Origin of the sequence: Myxococcus sp. AM010 (assembly GCF_013372585.1) — a bacterium.
Taxonomy (GTDB): domain Bacteria; phylum Myxococcota; class Myxococcia; order Myxococcales; family Myxococcaceae; genus Myxococcus; species Myxococcus vastator.
Window position 1 is genome coordinate 1 of record NZ_JABXEO010000120.1, and the last position, 18,917, is coordinate 18,917.

Here is an 18,917-nt window from a genome sequence, read left to right on the forward strand (position 1 = left end):
CGGAGACACTGTCCGGAGGTGGACAGTCCCCCCGGCCGCCCGAAAGAGCGCTCAGGGTGACTGTTGGCCCTGGCGCCACGCCTCGCGGCGGCGCTCCTGGGCTTCCCGCCGGTCAAGCGCGTCCTGCTCCTGCCCCGGCAGCTCCGCCAGCCGCGTGCGGTGCATGTTGATGCTCAGCTCGTAGAGTCCCCGATCCCGCTCCGGCAGCACGTCACCGAACCGGGTCAGCACCTCGGTGGAGAAGGTGATGAAGTCCTCGGAAACCTGCCGACGGTGGCCGTAGTACTCGCGAATCTGCTCCACCGTGGCATCGGCGGACAGCACCTTGCCATAGAGCTCGTTCCAGCGGCGGGACTCCCCTTCGCGGCGCTCCAGCTCGGCCGGGTCCTGGGTGGGCGCGCCCATCCGCCAGTAGAGGTTGTCGGGCAGCTTCGCGCGAATCACCTGCAGGTCCACCGGGTGCACCTTGGGCGCGTTGTCGTCCGGCACTTCCTCGGGCGGCCGCGTCAGGTCCAACGGCGGCGGCGTGGCCCGCGGCGGAGGCGGCGGCGTGCGCGCCACGGCCTGCGGCGCCACGGGCGTGGCGGCCGTCTGGACGACGGCGGGCACCTCCGGCGTCACCGGCTCCGCGTCCTGGCGAAGCGCGTACACCAGCGCCGCCACCACGAGGACCGTCGCCAAGACGAGGCCGGGCAGGCCCTTCCTCCATGCATTCACGGCCATGCTGCTCCGAATACCGCGCACGGCGTGGGCCCGGCAACCTCCCACCGCGAATGGCGCAATGCATTACTCCAATGCCGCAATGCGTTGTCTCTTTAGCGCAATGCGGCACCTACGTCCCGCTCGTCGGCGACATGAAACAACCACAAACCTCCTGACTCTGATGCAACGCCATTGTATACACGGCTTTTCCAACTAAACCCGGAGGTCCCCGAATGAAGAACCTGGTCCTTGCAGGACTCACGGCCGCCGCGCTCGTGCCCGCAGCCGCACGCGCGGAGGTGGTGATGTCCTCCATCGTCGACGTGCTGGTGGACGGTGGCAACAACTACAACTGGCAGAAGGTGGAGCTGCCGGGAACCAAGTGTGGCAATGGCTCCCAGTTCAAGTTCTGGGTGCACCGCACGGGTTCGCCCAACCTGATGTTCCTCTTCGAGGGTGGCGGCGCGTGCTGGGATTACGACACGTGTAGCGGCCGCGCGGGCCAGCTGGGCGCCGCCAACCCGAACGGCATCGCCGACGACTACATCACCCAGTTCACGGCCAAGTACGTGTCGCCGCTCGTCAACGGCGCGGACCCGGGCCTGCCGGGCCGCAGCAAGACGGACCTGGTGACGAAGAACTGGAACATCGTCTACGTGCCGTACTGCACCGGTGACGTGCACGTGGGCAACAACGCGGCCACCTACGTCGATTCGACGGGGCAGAACCCGCCGCTGACGTGGCACCACAACGGCTACGTCAACACGCTGGCGGTGGCGAACTACGCGAAGACGCAGTTCCCCAACGTCCAGAAGATGCTGATGACGGGCTACAGCGCGGGTGGCACGGCGACGGCGGCCGGCTACTACTTCGTGCGCAAGGCCATCAACCCGGCGCAGGGCTACCTGCTCAACGACTCCGGCCCCATCTTCCTGGCGCCCAACGCGAACTTCCGCTCGCGCGCGCTGCACGAGAAGATTCGCCAGTCGTGGAATCTGAACTCCGTCTTCTCGCTGCTGCCGGGCACGTTCAGCCAGGGCGACTTCGGCACCATCAACCGCATGGTGGCGCAGGAGTTCCCCAACGACCAGCTGGCCTACACGGGCTACTCGCGCGACTACAACTATTCGCGCTTCTCCTATGAGCGCTTCCACGCGCCCAACGACAAGGAGTCCGTGCTGGGCTACTGGAAGCAGGACCAGGACGCGCTGGTCACCGAGCTGAACAAGTACAACAACTTCAGCTACTTCATCCCGCACGAGCGCGCCATCAACTCCAGCCACTGCAGCACCATCATCACCTTCATCGGCGCGCACGCCTGCCAGCAGATGGAGAAGAAGCGCCACTGGTACGAGTACCTCGAGTTCCCGTGGAGCCAGACGTACAAGTGCTACAGCGAGTTCGTGGGCATGGACACGTTCCTGTCGCGGTGGATCAACGGCAACCAGCGCATCCGCATCTACGAGCCCGCCAACGGCTACAACGCCGAGGACCCGGGCATGCAGATTGTCGCGCCGCTCATCAACGGCGCGCTGGGCGGGTAGCCACCGTCTGACGCCGGGCCTGGCCCGGTGACGCCACACCTGGAGCGGGACGCCAGAGGATTCCTGGCGTCCCGCTTCGCCGTTTCAGGGGCCGGGCGGATGGCGCCTCCCCCGCCGCTGGCCACGCGGCCCGAGGGGCGGTAGACGAAGCCACGTCATGGACAACCTCACCCACGGACTGCTCGGGCTCGCCATTGGCGCCATGCGCGGGCCCGACGTGCGCCCCGGCGCCCCGGAGCGCGCCTCCCCCACGGACCGCGCGGTGCTGGTGGCGTCGGTGCTCGCCGCGGAGCTGCCAGATTTGGACACCCTGCTGGCGCGCGGCGACGCGGTGACGGTGGCGCTCCAGGCCCACCGGGGGCTGTCCCACGCGCTCATCGCCGCGCCGCTGGTGGCGCTCACCGCCACGCTGGCCGCCCGCGCCTGCTTCCGCGGCGCGCGGCTGGCGCCCGTGTTCCTCACCAGCCTGGCCTCCGTCGTCTTCGCGCACCTGCTGCCCGACTTGTGGACGGGCTGGGGGACGCGGGTGCTGCTGCCCTTCTCCGACAGCCGCCTGAGCCTGGACTGGACGATGGTGGTGGACCCCTGGGTGACGCTGCCCCTGCTCGCCGGCGCGGTCCTGGCCTGGCGCCGGCGCGCGGCCTGGCGACGGGCGCTGCTGTGGAGCGCGGCGTGCTCCGTCGTGTACGTGGGCTTCCGCGTGGCCACCTGGGCCGTGCTGACGCAGCGGGTGGAGGCGGCCTACCCCGCCGCGCAGGCCGTGCGCGTCTTTCCCCAGCCCTTCTCCGTGAGCACGTGGCGCTACGTGGCCACGCTGCCCGGCGACGTCTTCGCCGCCGGAGCTGTCTCTGTGCTGGGCCCGCCCGCCGAGGCCCGGCGCGCGGAGGCTTTCGGAAGCACGCTGCCGGAGGACGTGCGGGCCGTGCCGACGGTGCGCGAGGCGCTCGCCTGGGCCCGCTTCCCGCTCGTGCAGTGGGAGCCGCTCGAGGACGGTGGCCGGAGGGTGCGCATCGCCGACCTGCGCTACCACCTGCGCGGCGAGCCGACGCTGGCCTTCGTCATCCACCTGGACGCGTCCAACGCCGTGACTCACGCCCAGCTGGAACGCGGCGGCAGCGCCAGCGAGCTGCTGCGCCGCTGGCGGGGCGAGGCCCCCCCGCCCACCACCGCGGCGCCCTGAAGAAACACGAAGGCCCCGGCGGAAGCACACCGCTTCCACCGGGGCCCGGACTTCATGTCCGAGCGCCGCTCAGGTGAGGCCCGGCAGCTCCCCCGTGTAGTCGGGGTGGCCGAACGTATTCACATTCACGCCGAAGGCCCGGGCAATGGAGACCAGCAGCTTGTTGTGCGCCACTGCGCCCGTGAGCGGCGTGCCGGGGCCCGTCCAGCCGCCCAGCGGGTTGGAGCCCGCGGGGCGCACGCGCAGGAAGCGGCCCATGCGGAAGCGGCCTGCCGCCCCGCCCGCGAGCACGGTGGGGACGCGCACGTTCATGTGGCCGGACGCGTCACCCAGCTCGTTGCCCCAGTAGATGAGTGTGTTGTCCAGCGCGGTGCCGCTGCCCTCCGGGATGGCGGCCAGCTGGGTCATCAGGTAGGCGAGCTGCTCGGCGTACCACCGCTGCACCTGCACCATCTTCGCGCGGATGTCGGACCGGCGGGGCTCCTCCTGCACGTCCAGCAGGTGGGCCAGGTCGTTGTGCGTGTCCTCGTGGATGCCCAGCCAGGGCATGGACGGCCCCGGAATCGTCATGGTGACGACGCGCGTGAGGTCACACGCGAAGGCGCGCGCGATGAGGTCCAGGTGCAGCCGCGTCAGCGTCGGCATGTTGCCGAGGTTGCCCAGGCCGCCCAGGCCATAGGACGGCACCGAGAGGCCGGCGGCGCACGCGGCGTCTCCGGACTGCAGTTGGGGCGTGGGCGCCGGGTCCGTGCTCAGCGTGCCCAGGCGCCGCTCGATGTCGCGCAGCGCCTCCAGGTGCGTCTCCAGCTTCTGGCGCTCGGCGCCCGCCAGGCGGTTGCGCAGGCGCGTGGCGTCCTTCACCAGGAAGTCCAGCAGGCTCTTGCGGCGCGCCCGGTTGCCCTCCACCTGCGCCGGGTCGGCCGTAGGCGAGGGCGCGTTACCGAAGAGGCGCTGGTACACGTTGGCCGGGTCGCGCTCGAAGGGGACGCGCGAGCCGTTCGCCGTGAAGCTGATGCTGTTGTAGACGTGCTGGCCGCCGAACTGCTCCCAGGCGTTGAGCTGCAGGGAGCGGAAGCGCGTGCCACCGCCGATGTGGTTGCCCAGCACCTGGTCCAGCGAGGCGCTCTCCGGCAGGTGGTCACCGCTGCCGGTGTTCACCTTGCTGCCGGTGAGGAACGTCACCGGGCCGCCTTCATGGCCCGTCAAGCCCTGCTCGTAGAGGACCTGGTAGTCCAGGCCGTCCAGCACCAGGAGCTTGTCCCGGTGCGGCTGGAGCGGCGCGAGCATGGAGTTGGGGAAGTCGAGCGTGAAGTTCGACTCCGAGCCCTGGGGATTCCAGAACTCCGGAAGGCAGCCGTGAGAGGTGAACAGGGCCACGAAGCGCAGCGGCGGCGCGGTGCCCTGGGCGTAGGCGTCCGTGGTGCCGAGCAGGTTGGCCAAGGGGAGCGCCGCCGTCGAGCCGGCCAGCGCCTGGAGCAGGGAGCGTCGGGAAAGTTCGCGGAGCATGGGGCTACTCGGGGGAAGAGGTACGCCGGTGGACGAAATACGGGGAGCGCACGAGGCCGACGAGCGCGTCGCCCAGCCGCCACTCCGGGTTGGCCCGGAACATGGACCGCATGTCGGCCAGCATGTGCTCGTCGACGGGGGCCTCGTCACGTCCCATGGCGAAGCGGAAGAGCTGGAGCGGCACGCAGTCCCCCACGTCATCGCTGGTCGCCAGCACGCGGGCCAGCGCCGCGGCGCCCGTGAAGGGGACGGTGCCATGGGCGAGCTCCACGGCGCCGGAGGCATCCACCGCCAGGCCGTTCTCCTCCGTGCGGTGCTTGCCCAGGCCGTCGAAGTCCTCGAAGCCGAAGCCGATGGGGTCCAGGGTCCGGTGGCAGCTCGCGCACGTCGGGTTGTTGGTGTGGGCGGCGAAGCGCTCACGCGTGGTGCGGTCCAGCACCGGCTCCGGCGGGATGATGGAGATGGTGGCCGGCGGCGGCGGCACCTCGCGGCACAGCAGCCGGTGCAGGATGAACTTGCCGCGGCGGATGGGCGAGCTGGAGTCGAAGAGCGCGTAGGTGGCCAGCACGCTGGCGTGGGTGAGGATGCCCGCGCGCTCGGGCGGCAGCGGCAGCCGGCCCGGGGTGCCGTCCGGCGTGGTGGGCTGGGAGCCGTAGAAGTACGCCATGCGCGCGTCGGCGTAGGTGTAGTCGGCGTTGAGCAGCTCGCGGACGGAGCCGTTGCGCTCCTTCAGGATGTGGTTGATGAAGTCCCGCGTCTCCGCCTGGCTGGAGACCTTGAAGGCCGCGCTGAAGGCCGGGAACACCTGGTTGTTCTTGGTGAGGTTGGCCTGGCCGGTGAGGCCCATCCACTCCTCGATGAAGCGGTACAGGTGCTTCTGCGCCGCGGGCGTGGCCAGCAGCCGGCGGGCGTGCTTCTCACGCTCGTCCGGAGAGTCGAGCTGGCCCGCCTCCGCCGCGGCCAGCAGCGCCGCGTCAGCGGGGCCGGCGGTGATGGCGAAGGCCAGCGCGGTGGCGACCTCATGCGGCGTCAGCCGCACCACCTGGTTGGCGCCCGCGCCCTCCGCGCCCAGCTCGGTGCGATACAGGAAGGACGCCGAGGAGAAGATGCCCTGGAGCACGACGCGCGCAGAGGTGGCCGGGTCCGTCCCCTTGCGCGCCTCCCGCCACAGCACCAGGAAGTCGGCGACCTCGTCATCGGTGACGGGCCGGCGGTAGGCGCGCGAGGCGATGCCGCGGATGAACTTCTCCGCGCACTCCAGCTCCGGCACGTCCGCCGCGCACGTCCAGTCCGCGCGCAGCTGAACCTTGCCGTATTCGGCGAGGTTGTTGGCGGCCACGTCAATCTGGTCCGCCAGCAAGGACGTGACCTGCAGCCGGTCGTGGGTGGAGAACCCGAGGATGGTGTCCTCCGGCGCGAAGGCGTACGTCATCACCAGCGGCACCGTCGTGGGGAAGATGGCGTTGACGCTGTTGTCGTACTCCGCGCGCGTCATGCGCCGCACACGCGTCGCCGAGGCCTCGTCGACTTCAGGAGGCGCCCCTGGCGAGGGCTTGTCGGAAGAGCACGACGCCGCTGACAGCAGCAAGGCCGCGGAAACGGAGAAACGGAAGAGTCGCATACGCAAGGCACCCTCGGACCAGCTCCCCCCAGATGGGCCCCCTCTGAAGTGCTGGCTGGCGGACGATTCTAACCGCTTCACCGACACGCTCCGTCACGATTCTAGCGCGGCGCTTCAAAGCCCCTGGACGTCCAGGCAAGCTGCGGGATTGCGCTGGGATTGGCGCCGCGAAGCGGTGAATGCAAGGAATACATAAAATACTGGCCACACAGCCGCCTACGTTGACGCTGTTTGTCTTCTGGGTGCGGGAGGACTCCGGGTGTGCGGGCACACCGAGTTGACTTCACCGCGCGCGGTGCTCCACGCCGCGCGGCCCGGCCACCACCAGGTCCGTGGTGAGGTTGAGGAACAAACCGTGGCCCATGATTCCCGCGCGCGCGCCCAGGCTCGCGGCCAGCGACGCGGGCGCGTCCATGGGACCGAAGGCACAGTCGAGCACGAGGTTGCCCTGGTCCGTGAGGAAGGGCGCGCCGCCGGCGCCGTGCCGGACGGAGACGCGCGCGCCGAGCGACTCGAGGAACCGCGCCTGGGAGCGCCAACCGAACGCCAGCACCTCCACCGGCACCGGCCCGTGCGTGCCCAGCACGGGGGTCAGCTTTCCCGTGTCCACCACGATGACGACGCGCTGGCTTGCTTGCGCGACGATCTTCTCGCGCAGCAGCGCGCCACCTCCGCCCTTGATGAGGGACAGGTCCGGCGCCACTTCGTCCGCGCCGTCGATGGTGACGTCCAGCACGGGGTGCGCGTCCAGCGTCGTCACGGGCACGCCCCATGAGCGCGCCAGCGCCTCCGTGGCGCGGGAGGTGGGCACGCCCACCACGTCCAACAGCCGCCCCCGCGCGCGCAGCGCGGCCAACCGCTGGACGGCGAAGGCCGCGGTGCTGCCCGTGCCCAGCCCCACCACCATGCCCGGCTGGAGGAAGCCGTCCACCGCCCATTCAGCGGCCGCTTGTTTGTAGCGGGCCGTCGCCGCGCCGTCGCCCTGCTGGCTCATGGCGGAAGCGTAGCGCGGCGGCGCGCGCTGGCGGAGCGTCCCCGCGCGCGATGTCCCGTGCTGGACGGCGAACGACTCAGAGGCCCTTGGAGTCCCCTCGGGGTCCCCACGGCCCTGGCTCATCCGGCAACGTGGCGCCATCCAGGAAGCGGTACAGCACCGCGTCGTAGCCACCCGCGCTGGGGAAGCTGGACGCCTGCCCCAAGGTGGAGCCCACCAGATAGACGGCGCCGTCCTGCGCGGTGGCCACGCCCTGGCCACGGTCCGCCGCCGCGGAGCCCACCTGCCGGAAATCCAGCCACGTGCCGTGGCTGTCGTAGCTGGCCAGGAACATGTCGGTGCTCCCGAGCGACGGCTCGCCGCCCATGGCGCCGGAGGTGAACCCCGCCAGGTAGACACGGCCCTCCTTGCCCACCGCCACCGACTGCGCGTAGTCGGTGGTCGCCGTGCCCAGCTGCCGCGTCCAATGCCAGTTGCCTTCGGTGTCGTACTTCACCAGCACGGCGTCATAGGACCCCAGGCGGACGTCTCCCTCCAGCGCGCCCGACGTGTAGCCCGACACGTAGACGCCGCCATCGTCCGCCACCGCGACGCCGGTGCCGAACTCGTCATGCGAGGAGCCGAGCTGTCGAATCCACCGCGGCTCGCCCAGGACGCTGTACTTCGTCAGGAACAGGTCCACCGTGTTGCCCGGGTTCGTCACGCCGTCGAGGCTGCCGAAGGTGTAGCCGGTGACGTAGACGTCCTCGTCGCGGCTCACGGCCACGCCCAGCGCCACGTCACTGCGCGCGGAGCCGAACTGCCGCAGCCAATAGGGATTGCCGCCCGTGTCGAACTTGGCCACCACCACGTCGTAGTTGCCTTGCGGGGCCGAGCCATCGAAGCGCCCCAGCGAGTAGCCGCTGACGAAGACGGCGTCTTGTGACGCCAGCCGTGTGGCGGCGATGCCCGTGGCGTAGTCATCCGTGGCGGTGCCGAACTGCCGGACCCACTGGAAGACGCCCTTCGCGTCGTACTTCGCCATGAACAAGTCCGTGCCGCCGGCGTTCTCGTAGAAGCTGAAGCTGCCCCACGTGTAGCCCGCGACGTAGACGTTGCCGGCCTCATCCGCGGACACCGCGAGCGCACGGTCGTTCGCGGACGTTCCCAACTGCCGCGTCCACAGCAGCGCGCCCGCGGCGTCGTACTTCGAAACGTAGGCGTCCTGGCCCCCCGCCGAGGGGTCCGCGCCGAGCTGCCCGCTGGTGTAGCCCGCCGTATAGACGGCGTCGCCCGAGGTGGTGACCGCCTGTGCCAGCTCGTCCCGCGGGCTGCCGGACTGGTGCACCCAGCTGGTGACCTGCTGCAGCGGAGGCGCCTTCGCGAGCGCGGCCCCGGGAAGACTCAGCAGCGCCCACCCACCCAGGACTCCGCACGCGCTCCACCGCTGCCAACCACGAACCATGGGCGACTCCTCGGGATGAAAATCTCTGCCCGCACTCTACGCAGCCAGCAGACATTGAGAATCCCGAACGACGACGTCCCCGAGAGGGAAATACGTGACGCGGCGTGTTGGCACCGTGTCACTTGAGACTGCGCGTGAAACACAAACCCGGCTACTCCGGATTAGAGGCTCCAAGTCCCGCGAACCCCGGGCATGAACAAGCCATGGGGGCCTTCCCCAAAGAAGTGCCTGGGCTTGTCTGAAAATTGCACAATGTCGGGCATGAACGTCACGTTGGAGCAGGCCCGCGCCCTGGACGCCCTCGCCCGCCACGGCACCTTCACCGCCGCGGCGGAGGCCCTGCGCAAGGGACACACGGCGGTGATGTACGCGCTGCGCACGCTCGAGACGCAGACGGAGCTGACGCTGCTCGACCGGCGCGGCTACCGCACCCGGCTGACGCCCGCCGGGGAACGGATCCTGGAGCACTGCCGCAAGCTGCTGGTCGCCGAGCGCGAGCTGGAGGCGGCGTGCGCGGAGATTCGCGCCGGCTGGGAGCCCGCGCTGCGAATCGTCTTCGACGGCATCTTCCCCGCCGAGCCCTTGCTTCGCGTGGTGAAGGAGCTGCGCGCCGAGGGCGCCAGCACCCGCTTCCACGTCTCCGCGGAGTTCCTCTCCGGCGTGGAGGCGGCCTTCGCGCGCGAGGAGGCGGACCTGATGGTGACGCTGCTGCCGCCCACCGTGCCGGGCCTGCGCACGTACCGCCTGCCGGAGCTCAAGGCCATCCTGGTGGCCCACCGGGGACATCCCCTGGCCCGGCGGAGGGGACCGTTGAAGGACGAGGATCTGGCCGAGCACCTGGTGCTCACGGTGCGCGGCTCGGACCCGCGGCTCCAGCTCAGCACCGGCGCGCTGGAGACGCGCTCCACGGTGCACCTCAATGACTTCGCGGCGAAGAAGGCCGCCATCATGGAGGGGCTGGGCTTCGGGTGGCTGCCCGAATACATGGCCGCCCGCGAGCTGCGCCGGGGCGAGCTGAAGGCCCTGAAGCTGGCGGGCGACGCCACCCACGCGTTCCATCCCCAGCTCCACCATCGCGCGGGCATCACCCTGGGGCGGGCCGCCCGCCGTGTCGTGGAAGCGCTCACGGAGACGGAATCCACCTCCTGAGTGCGCCTGGAATCAGCGCTGGGTGCGCGTGCTAGCTTCGCGTGCACCATGAAAGGCAGTGACCTCCGAGAAGGCGTCGTTCGCGTGTTGAGCAGGGATCGGCAGCACGTCCTCGGAACAGGGTTCTTCGTCACCGAGCGCCTGGTGGTGACGTGCTGGCACGTGCTCGACACGCTCGGCGACACCGAGCGAGACGCCATCTGCCTGGAGGTGCTTCAGAGCCACGAGAAGGCCTCGGCGCGGCTGCGGCTCGACGCATCGAGCCCGACCGAGGTGGCGGACCTCGCGGTGCTGGAGTTGACGCGCCCGCTCCGAGGGCCCTCCACCCCGCTCCCCCTGGGCAGCGCGGAGCGGAGCGCGGACCACCGCTTCGCCACGTTCGGATTTCCACGGGGCTTCGATGACACGGGCACCTGGGCCCGCGGCACCATCGGCTACGCGACGGGGGACGGCGACTTCCGCAAGCTGCTGCTGCACGGCTCGGACATCCGGGAGGGCTTCAGCGGCAGCCCCCTCTTCGATGAGCAGACGCGGCGCGTGGTGGGCGTGGTGCGCTTCAAGGCCGCGGCCTCGGAGGCGCGGGAGGCGTATGCGACGCCCACGGAGCAGCTGCTCGCGCGCTGTCCGGCGCTGCGCGCTTCCGAGGACTGCCCCTACCGGGACCTGGCGTCGTTCCGTGAATCGGACGCGCGGTTCTGGAAGGGACGCGGCCGGGTGCTGGACGAGCAACTGCTGCCGCTGCTGGCGAAGCTGCCCCGGTTCGTGGAGGTCTCCGGCCCTTCGGGCAGCGGCAAGTCGTCGTTGCTCCACGCGGGGCTGATTCCCGCGCTGCGGAGTGGAACGTCCATTCCGGGCAGCCAGCACTGGGACGTCCGGGCCCTGCGCCCGGGACTCGAGCCGTTCGCCGCGCTGGAGGGCGCGGGCCTGCCCGCTGGAGAGGAGCTGGCGGGGCGCGTCCAGGCGTGGCGGACCGCGAACCCGGAGCCAGGCAAGCGGCTGGTGCTGGTCATCGACCAGTTGGAGGACGTGCTCCTGCGCGGCAGCAGCTCGGAGCTGGCGCGGCATCAACGCTTCCTCCAGCAGCTCTCCGCGCTCGCGGACGCGTCGTTGCCAGTGACGTGCGTGGTGGCGCTGCGCGAGGGGTTCGACGCGGTGCTGTCCGAGCGCGCGCCGAGGCTGCGCTCCCTGCTCGGTGAGCACCGGGTGCAGGTGCCGTCGGTGCTGACGCCCTCGGAGCTTCGGGAAATCATCTCCGGCCCGGCCCGGGAGGTGGGCCTGCGCTTCGACCCGCCCGAGGTGGTGGACTCCATCGCCCTGGCCGCGCAGGAGGAGTTCCGCGTGGAGTCCGGCGCGGGCGCTCGCGTCACCGTGCTCCCGTTGCTGGAGGTCGCGCTGACGCAGCTGTGGCAGGCGTCGCGAGATGGCGCGATGACCCTGGAGTCCTTCAACGCCAGCGCGGGGCTGCTCGGCGCCCTGGCGCGCTGGGCGGACAGCGTCTACGAACCGCTGAAGCCCTCGGAGCGCCGGCTGGCGGACCGGCTGCTGCTGGAGCTGGTGCAGTTGGGTGAGGCGGACAGCGGCCTGGAGGACAAGGGACGCCGGGTGCCGCTGGAGGTGCTGCGCGGGCGTCTGGGTGAGCAGGCCGAGGTGGACGCGGTGCTCCAGGTGCTCGTCAACGGGCGGCTCCTGGTGACGTCCCAGGATGGCCATCAGCGGCGAGAGACGGTGGAGCTGATTCACGACGCGCTCCTCACGCACTGGCAACGCTTCGTGAAGCTGCGCACCGAGGACCGGGCCTTCCGGCGCTGGCACGAAGCCGTGCAGGCCGACGCGGAGCGGTGGTGGGAAGCGGAGCGCGCCCGGCAGCGCCAGGAAGCCGAGCACCGGCTGCCGCGAGGCGAGGCGCTCACCCGCGCGCAGGCGATGCTTGCCCTCCATGCGCACCAGACGAGCGCGCTGGCCCAACGGTACGTCCTGCGCGGCCAGGAAGCAGCGCGGCGGCGGCAAGGACGGGCACGACGAAACCTGTGGCTAGCCCTGGGCGCCTCCGTCAGTGCCCTGCTAGGCGTGAGCGGGTTCTACCTCCGGGCGGTGGCGTCAGAGAAACAGGCCGTGGAAGCGAAGGATGCCGCCGAGCTGGCCGTGGCCGCCGAGGCAGCGACCTCGAAACGGCTCTCCCAGCAACTGCGCATCTCCGAAGCCGACGCCGTGGTGAGCCTGTCGCGCAGCCCTGGGCGCGAGGTGGAGGCGCTCACCCGGGCCATCCAGCTCGCGGGAAGCCCCCAGGAAGGCCTGGACGCGGCCCAGGATGAAGTGACGGAAGCGCTGACCGAGTCCATCATCGCGTTCCTCTACTCCGCGCCCTTGTCCACGGAGCTCGAGGCGCGCACCGTCGGCGCGTTCTCCCCGGACTCACGGCATCTCGTCACTCGCGGCATCGTGCTGTCTCCGTCCATGCGGTTCGTCAGCCGGCTCTGGGACGTCCGCACCGCCCGCCTGCTGCGCGAGTTCGAGTCCGTCGACCTGTGCCCGGAAGGCGCGCCGATGGAGTGCATGCGTTCGCTGCACGCCGACGTTTCAGGCGTGGACACGCACGCCTTTGGCTTCTCACCTGGAGATGGAACGCTCTGGCTGGGGAGCCGCCAGGGTGCCCTGTTGCGGTGGAGCGCTTCGGGCTCCGTGCCCTCCCTCCCGGAAGCCCACCAGGACCAGGTCACCGCCATCTCGTTCTCGGAGCGCGGCGACCGCGTGTTGTCCGCCAGCCTCGACCGCACGGTGAAGCTCTGGGACGCGAACACCGGCCAGAAGCTGCGCGAGCTGACCTTCCAGGAGCCCTGTACCCAAGCCGTGTTGTCGGGCGACGCGCGTTACGCCTGGGTGGGCGGTGAAGAGACGACGTGCCTCTACGACCTGACCTCCGAGGCGCGCCGTATCCGGTGCATCACCACGCATGACCCGGGCCCTTCGGTCGCCTTCTCCCCTTCGAGCAAGCTGGCGGTGCTCGGCGATCGGCGCGGAGACGTGAGCCTCCATTTGATAGACGTGCCCTCGGGCAGGAACTTGCGCACCCTGACGAAACTCGAAGGGCACGCGCTCATGCCGTCCTTCGACGACGATTGCAGCCTCTGGGCCTTCGACGACGTCTTCTCCGCGGCGCTCGCCGTTCGCCTCTGTGACAAAGCCCCCGGCGCAGCCCAGGGCCGCGCGGAGTTCCCGCGGAGGCGACCACGCTGGACGCCCAACCCTCTCTTCGGACGCATCTTCGAAAATGGACGCCGCGTCGCCGAGTTCGCCGATGCGCTCTCCGGCGCGCATCCCTACATCCGGTTTCCCCAGGCCACCCAGCGCTGGATGTTCCGCAAGGGGCCCCTGGACTATCGGGCGGAGCGCGCCCTGGTCGCGCCGGATGGACGCTCGCTGCTCGTCCAGGCCGATCCCGGCCTGACGCGGATGAGCCTCGATATCACCACCTGGGACGAATACGTGCCGGGCGGCTTCGCCGTGTCCGGGGACCTGCGTTGGATGGTGGTGCGGGAGCCACAAAGCGGCCAGCTCTCGCTCGTCGACAGGCGGACGGCCACCACGACGGCGCTGGGAGACTGTGACGTCACCGGCATGCATCCGCCGCTGGAGGGCGCCTTTTCACGCGACGGCCAGTTCCTCGCCGTCCGCTGTGGCGTGAAGGTCCAGTTCTGGGATGTGAACCACGCGGCGCATGGACCGCGCTCTCAGCCGCCGCCCATCGAAGCAGGCATCCACCTGACCTCGCTTCCTGCCCATTGGAGCTGGCAGCGCGCCGTGGCCACGCCGCGCGCTCGCGCTCACCTCCGGCGGGAGGGGGCGACTGGCGAGGACGGATGCCAGACAACGACGACGTTCTCACCAAGCGCCCGCGTCGAGTTCTCCCCAGACGGCAAGCACTTCGCCATCGAGGATTACCGCGCCGTCTACCTGGGCTCCACCGAGGCCTGCCGGCTCACGCACGAAGCGCCCCTGGCCACATCGACGATGACGTCACACGGCGCCTCGTTCTCCCCAAACGGCGAGCGCTTCGTCACCATCTCCAACGTGCCCGAGTCCTCCGCCCTCTGGGAGAGCGCCACGGGGAAGCGGCTGGCACCGCTGCCTACGAGCCAGGGCACCGCCGTCACCGCGTTCTCACCGGACTCGAAGTACTTCGCGGTGGCCAACCACCCCGACGTCTACTGGATGGGGCAGGCCTACCTCTTCGACGCCACACACGGACGGCCGCAGCCCCTGGCGGCCATCGACGGGAAGGTCAAGGCGCTCTCCTTCTCGCCGGATACCTCCCGGCTCATCGCGGTGACGGACAACGCCATCCACCTCTTCGACCCGACGACGGGCGCGCTCGTGCGCAGAATCAACCTGAGCACGAATACCCAGGTGCGGGTCCATCACGCACAGGAGCGCTTCGGTATCTCGGACATGTCAGGCAGGCTCCATTTCTGGCGGACCGCCGATGGTCGACACGTGGCCGGGTTGCATCATGGCGGCCACTCCGGATTGGAGATGACGGCCGACGCGGCAGGCACGCGCGTCGCGTCCTTCGACTCGGACGGCGCCTATCTCTTCTCCCTCCGGATGGATGACCTGCTGCGACAGGCCTGCACGCTCATGCGCGGACGGCGAGAGTACGCACCGGTCCAGGCCATCTGCGACCCCTCCCTTCTCCCAGCGGCCCCCTTGGCGGGCCCTCCGAGGCCGTGAGGAATGACGTCTCCATGAGCGCCACCGCGAAAGGCCCCAAGCCGATGCACCGGGCACACCGCACCCTCCGCGACTTGTCGAAGGTCCGCGAGGCGCTACGCCCTGACGGCGTGGAGGCGCTCGTCGCCACGCACTTCCCACCGTCCTGGCGCGTGCACACGTCCGTCGTCGGCAAGGTGACCGCCGACGCACTGCGCGACGAACTGCGTGCCCTGCTGACGACGGGCGCTCAGGTCCTCGCGCGGCTGGAGCACTCAGGGGAGGACACACCGCTATCCGTCACCGAGCGGACGGCGCTGGAGACGGTCGTCGCCTTCTTCGGCCGCCCTGCCCTCGCCATCCGGAACGGCAGCTTCGGTGCGCCGCCCGTGGGGTGGGAGGTGCTGGAGCAGCACCGTGAGCCCATCGAGCGGACCATCGACGCCACCGGGCGCGTCGAGCTGGCCGGGAGCGGCATGCTCGGCACGGGCTTCCTGGTGACGGATGAGCTGGTGATGACCAACCGCCACGTCGCGCAGCACTTCTGCCGGCAGGCGAAGGACCAGTGGCTGTTGCGGCTCGGCGTGGTGCCCCGGGTGGACTGGCTGGGTGAACACCAGCGCGATGCCCAGGCCACCTTCCCCATCCAGGGCGTCGCGGCGATTCACACCGTGCATGACCTGGCGCTGCTGCGCCTGGGCGCGCCCACGGGCGCGGTGCTGCGTCCCGCCCCGCTGCGGCTCGCCACCCAGGCACCGGACACGGCGGACTCCCGCGCCTTGTACTGCGTGGGCTACCCGATGAAGGACCACGGCCGCACGCCGCCCGAGGTGCTGCTGCGCATCTTCGAGGACGCGTTCGGCGTGAAGCGGCTCCAGCCTGGGGAGCTGCTCTCTCTGGACGCGGCCCGGCAACAGCTCTCCCATGACTGCTCCACGCTGGGAGGCAGCTCCGGCTCCCCCATCGTGGACCTGGAGACGCACGCCGTGCTCGGCCTGCACTTCGGTGGCACCGGGCAGGAGAATCACGCGGTCGCGCTGTGGCAACTGGCGGACGACCCGCTGCTGAGCCGCGCGGGCGTCCGCTTCGCAAATCCGTGAGGAACCGCTACTGCGTCACCACGCCGCAGTCGCCCGTCATGTTCGTGGCCGGCTGCCCATTCACCGTGTTGCCGGTGAAGACGTTGTCGCGGGTGATGACCAGCTCGCCGGTGTTCGAGCCGCGGTTGCAGGTGATGACGCCTCCGGCCCCACCCCGGTTGTTCACGAAGCGGTTGCCTCGCATGATGACGGTCCGGGAGCCACCCATGTCCTCCAACTGGACGGCCGCGCCGGGCCCCAGGGGGATGAAGTTGCTTTCGAACACGTTGCCCTCCAGCAGGTCATTGTCCGGCTGGAAGTAGTGGATGGCGGCGCCACCGCCCAGGTCGAAGATGCCCCCCGGGTTGGGCCACGTGAGGATGGGCCGGTCCCAGAGGTCGCTCGTCAGCGAGCCACCGAAGGCCTCCACGAAGTTGCCCCGGAACGTGTTGCCACGCAGCACCGTGTTGCGCCCGTGGGTGATGCACACCGCCCCGCCCCCGGCCATCGACGAGGTGCCCGGCTGCGCGAAGCGGTCGATTTCGCGGATGCGGTTGTTCTCGAAGACGGTGTTCTCCACCCGCGAGCCGTCGGTGAACATCAGGTCCAACGCGCCGCAGTTGGCGGAGGACTCGTTGTCACGGAACACCGAGTCCGTAATCGTCACCGGTCCCGGGTAGTAGACCCACAGCGCGCCACGCGTCCAATCGCGATCGCTGTTGTACTGATTCTTGCGCACCTTCTCGAAAATCATGTGCTCGAACACCGGGTCGCCCGAGCCCACCGAACTGGCGCCGTAGAAGTTCATCCCCCACCAGCCATGGGGATTGGTGGACGTCAGCAGCACGGGCGCCTCCGCCGTTCCCTGGACCTGGATGGCGCCGTACACGCGGACCTCCACGCGGCCCGCCTGGTGGTTCATCACGTTGTCGGGGGCGTCCGAGTCCACGTCCCGCTCCGTCACCTCCGGCTGGCCCCGGAAGTCCAGGATGACGCCCGGCCCTACCGTCAGCACCTGCCCCTGGGGGATGGTGACGACCCCGTTCGCATCGCCCACCACCCGGTACGGCGAGCCCCCCACCGTGAGCCGCCCCGTCAACGTCCCCCTGACAATCGTGCCGCCATCCTCGGGGACCTCGATGTCCGGCCCCGCGTCCGGTGTGCCCGCGTCGGTGCCGCTGTCCGTCACGCCCGCGTCGGTGCCGCTGTCCGGTGTGCCCGCGTCCGCGCCGCCGTCCGTCACGCCCGCGTCGTCTCCGGGAGCGGGCCTGTCCTCCGGCCCCGACGAACAGGCGGCAAGCACCAGGACCACGGGAAGCGCGAACAACGAACGCGAGCGGCGGAAGGCTTTCATGTCCCTTGGCGCTAACACGCGCTGCTCGCGGCTCGCAAACCGGGGCCGGACGACCCGGGGACTCACCGCTGGGACGGGCGCGGGTGCCCTGTTACAAGCGCGCGCATGGCGAAAGACGTCCTCGTACTCTCATACTCGGGCTGTGGCACCTGCAAGAAGGCGCTGAAGTGGTTGCAGGAGCAAGGTGTCGCCCACCAGGTGCGCCCCATCGTCGACCTGCCGCCCACCGTGGCGGAGCTGAAGCAGTGGATTGCCCGCAGCGGTGTCTCTGTCCGCAAGTGGCTCAACACCAGCGGCCAGAGCTACCGCGCGCTCGGCAAGGCGAAGGTGGATGCCGCCAGCGACGCGGAGCTGGTCGAGTGGCTGGCCGCGGATGGAAAGCTGGTGAAGCGCCCCGTGCTCGTCACCGGCGACGCCGTCCTCGTGGGCTTCAAGCCCGAGGTCTACGAGCAGCACCTCGCCTCGCGCGGCTGAGCCCCGCCAGCAAGGCAGGCAACCCGGCGAGCCCGCGGCCCGCCGCCTCTCGCCGGCCGGGGCGTCGCGTGAAGACCTCATGTCTTCATGGAGACTGGCTCACGACGTCCGCTCGGCGAGATTCTCCTGGAACGGGGAGTGCTCAACCGCGCCCAGCTCCGGGTGGGACTGGTGCATCACCATGAGGTGCATGTCCCGCTCGGGCGGGCGCTGGTGCGAGAGGGCCTCTGCTCCGAAGCCGACGTGCTTCGCGGACTCTCCGAGCAGCTCGGCGTGGACGCGGTGGACCTGGAACGCAGCCCGCCCGACGCCGGGCTGAGGAACCACATCCCCGCTCGCCTGGCGCGCCAGTACCGGGTCGTCCCGCTGCGCATCGAAAAGGTGCTGCTGGACCAGGGCGAGCGGGAAGTGCTCCACATCGCGCTGCCCGCCCCCGTGTCGCTGGAGGCCGTGGACGCCGTTCGCGCCGTGTCCGGCATGCCGCGCGTCGAAGCGCACATCGCCTCGGACGCGGCGCTGACCCGCGCGCTGGCCCACCTCTATGGCATCAAGCCGCCCGCCGAGCCGCCCGCGCCCCCCACGCTCGCGCCCGGAGGTCCCCTGCTGCTCTACGGGTGGCCGCCCGTCACGGCGGTGCTCATCTCCCGGCTCCTGTCGAGGCACGGCTTCCAGGCCCGCACCGCCACCCCCTTGGAGGTGCTTCACACCGGGCCAGAGGACGTCGTGCTCGCGCCCCTCCAGGCCATGGAGGGCCTGCTCGCCGGGGAGGTCCACATCCAGGGCGCCCTCATCGTCCACGGCAGCGATGACGAGAACTTCGAACGGGCCCGCGAGCTCGGCGCGCGCGGCTTCCTCGCCAGCCCCCGGGACGAGGAGCTCCTGCTGCGCGCCGTCCGCCGGCTGAGGCCCCACCCGGGCGCTCCTGACTCCGTCCCACACTCACACTGAGCCCTACCCTGGCGCCCATTGAGCCACATCCGCGCGCGGAGTAGGACGAAGACTTACTCGGTTCGAGAAAATTTCGAGCCTCGATTCTCAAAAATTAAAGGGGCCAAGCAACTGGGGAATGGGATCACGGAAAATGGGTACAGATGGCGTCCTTCCGGGCGCCCTGGAATCTCGCCGGAGCCCTCATGTCCCCCCGCATTGGCAACCGTCCGCAG

At 70.2% G+C, this 18,917-nt stretch carries 13 protein-coding genes; 7 read left to right on the top strand and 6 right to left on the bottom strand.

The window, feature by feature from the left end:
* Positions 1-51 precede the first annotated feature (51 nt).
* A complete protein-coding gene (locus HV826_RS33470) occupies positions 52-723 on the bottom strand; it encodes a hypothetical protein (RefSeq protein ID WP_176421094.1) in 672 nt (223 codons plus the stop codon).
* Between the two features lie 212 nt (positions 724-935).
* On the opposite strand from HV826_RS33470, the gene HV826_RS33475 reads away from it, so the two are divergent.
* A complete protein-coding gene (locus tag HV826_RS33475) occupies positions 936-2,246 on the top strand; it encodes a pectin acetylesterase-family hydrolase (RefSeq protein ID WP_176421095.1) in 1,311 nt (436 codons plus the stop codon).
* Positions 2,247-2,403: 157 nt separating this feature from the next.
* Entirely contained in the window at positions 2,404-3,426 is a 1,023-nt protein-coding gene (locus tag HV826_RS33480; RefSeq protein ID WP_176421096.1) for a metal-dependent hydrolase, read from the top strand.
* Between the two features lie 69 nt (positions 3,427-3,495).
* Here the strand turns inward: HV826_RS33480 and HV826_RS33485 are convergent, their stop codons facing one another.
* The 4 genes from HV826_RS33485 to HV826_RS33500 all read right to left on the bottom strand — a co-directional run bounded on the left by HV826_RS33485 (position 3,496) and on the right by HV826_RS33500 (position 8,991).
* A complete protein-coding gene (locus tag HV826_RS33485) occupies positions 3,496-4,932 on the bottom strand; it encodes a DUF1552 domain-containing protein (RefSeq protein ID WP_176421097.1) in 1,437 nt (478 codons plus the stop codon).
* Positions 4,933-4,936: 4 nt separating this feature from the next.
* Positions 4,937-6,640 (bottom strand): DUF1592 domain-containing protein, encoded by a 1,704-nt coding sequence (locus HV826_RS33490; RefSeq protein ID WP_176421098.1) that lies wholly within the window; start codon positions 6,638-6,640, stop codon positions 4,937-4,939.
* A gap of 196 nt (positions 6,641-6,836) precedes the next feature.
* On the bottom strand, positions 6,837-7,547 hold the full coding sequence (gene rpiA / locus HV826_RS33495; RefSeq protein ID WP_176421099.1) for a ribose-5-phosphate isomerase RpiA: 711 nt from the start codon (positions 7,545-7,547) through the stop codon (positions 6,837-6,839).
* A gap of 76 nt (positions 7,548-7,623) precedes the next feature.
* The gene (locus tag HV826_RS33500; protein ID WP_255208164.1) at positions 7,624-8,991 is read right to left on the bottom strand and encodes an SBBP repeat-containing protein; all 1,368 of its coding nucleotides are present in this window, start codon (positions 8,989-8,991) and stop codon (positions 7,624-7,626) included.
* Between the two features lie 261 nt (positions 8,992-9,252).
* Here HV826_RS33500 and HV826_RS33505 point away from each other — a divergent pair, with 261 nt between their 5' ends.
* From HV826_RS33505 to HV826_RS33515, 3 genes are all read left to right on the top strand, one after another.
* Positions 9,253-10,140: a LysR family transcriptional regulator gene (locus HV826_RS33505; protein ID WP_255208165.1), complete on the top strand. Its 888-nt coding sequence runs from the start codon at positions 9,253-9,255 to the stop codon at positions 10,138-10,140.
* Positions 10,141-10,224: 84 nt separating this feature from the next.
* Positions 10,225-14,868 carry a trypsin-like peptidase domain-containing protein gene (locus HV826_RS33510; protein ID WP_368671052.1) on the top strand — a complete coding sequence of 1,548 codons (4,644 nt, stop codon included), beginning with the start codon at positions 10,225-10,227 and terminating at the stop codon, positions 14,866-14,868.
* Positions 14,869-14,882: 14 nt separating this feature from the next.
* A complete protein-coding gene (locus tag HV826_RS33515; RefSeq protein WP_176421102.1) occupies positions 14,883-15,947 on the top strand; it encodes a serine protease in 1,065 nt (354 codons plus the stop codon).
* A 7-nt stretch (positions 15,948-15,954) separates the two neighbouring features.
* Here the strand turns inward: HV826_RS33515 and HV826_RS33520 are convergent, their stop codons facing one another.
* Positions 15,955-17,280: a right-handed parallel beta-helix repeat-containing protein gene (locus tag HV826_RS33520; RefSeq protein WP_176421103.1), complete on the bottom strand. Its 1,326-nt coding sequence runs from the start codon at positions 17,278-17,280 to the stop codon at positions 15,955-15,957.
* Positions 17,281-17,385: 105 nt separating this feature from the next.
* Between HV826_RS33520 and HV826_RS33525 the strand changes: the two genes are divergently transcribed.
* Both HV826_RS33525 and HV826_RS33530 read left to right on the top strand, forming a co-directional pair.
* Positions 17,386-17,754 carry an arsenate reductase family protein gene (locus tag HV826_RS33525; RefSeq protein WP_176421104.1) on the top strand — a complete coding sequence of 123 codons (369 nt, stop codon included), beginning with the start codon at positions 17,386-17,388 and terminating at the stop codon, positions 17,752-17,754.
* Between the two features lie 138 nt (positions 17,755-17,892).
* Entirely contained in the window at positions 17,893-18,702 is an 810-nt protein-coding gene (locus tag HV826_RS33530; RefSeq protein ID WP_407938451.1) for a hypothetical protein, read from the top strand.
* Positions 18,703-18,917 lie beyond the last annotated feature (215 nt).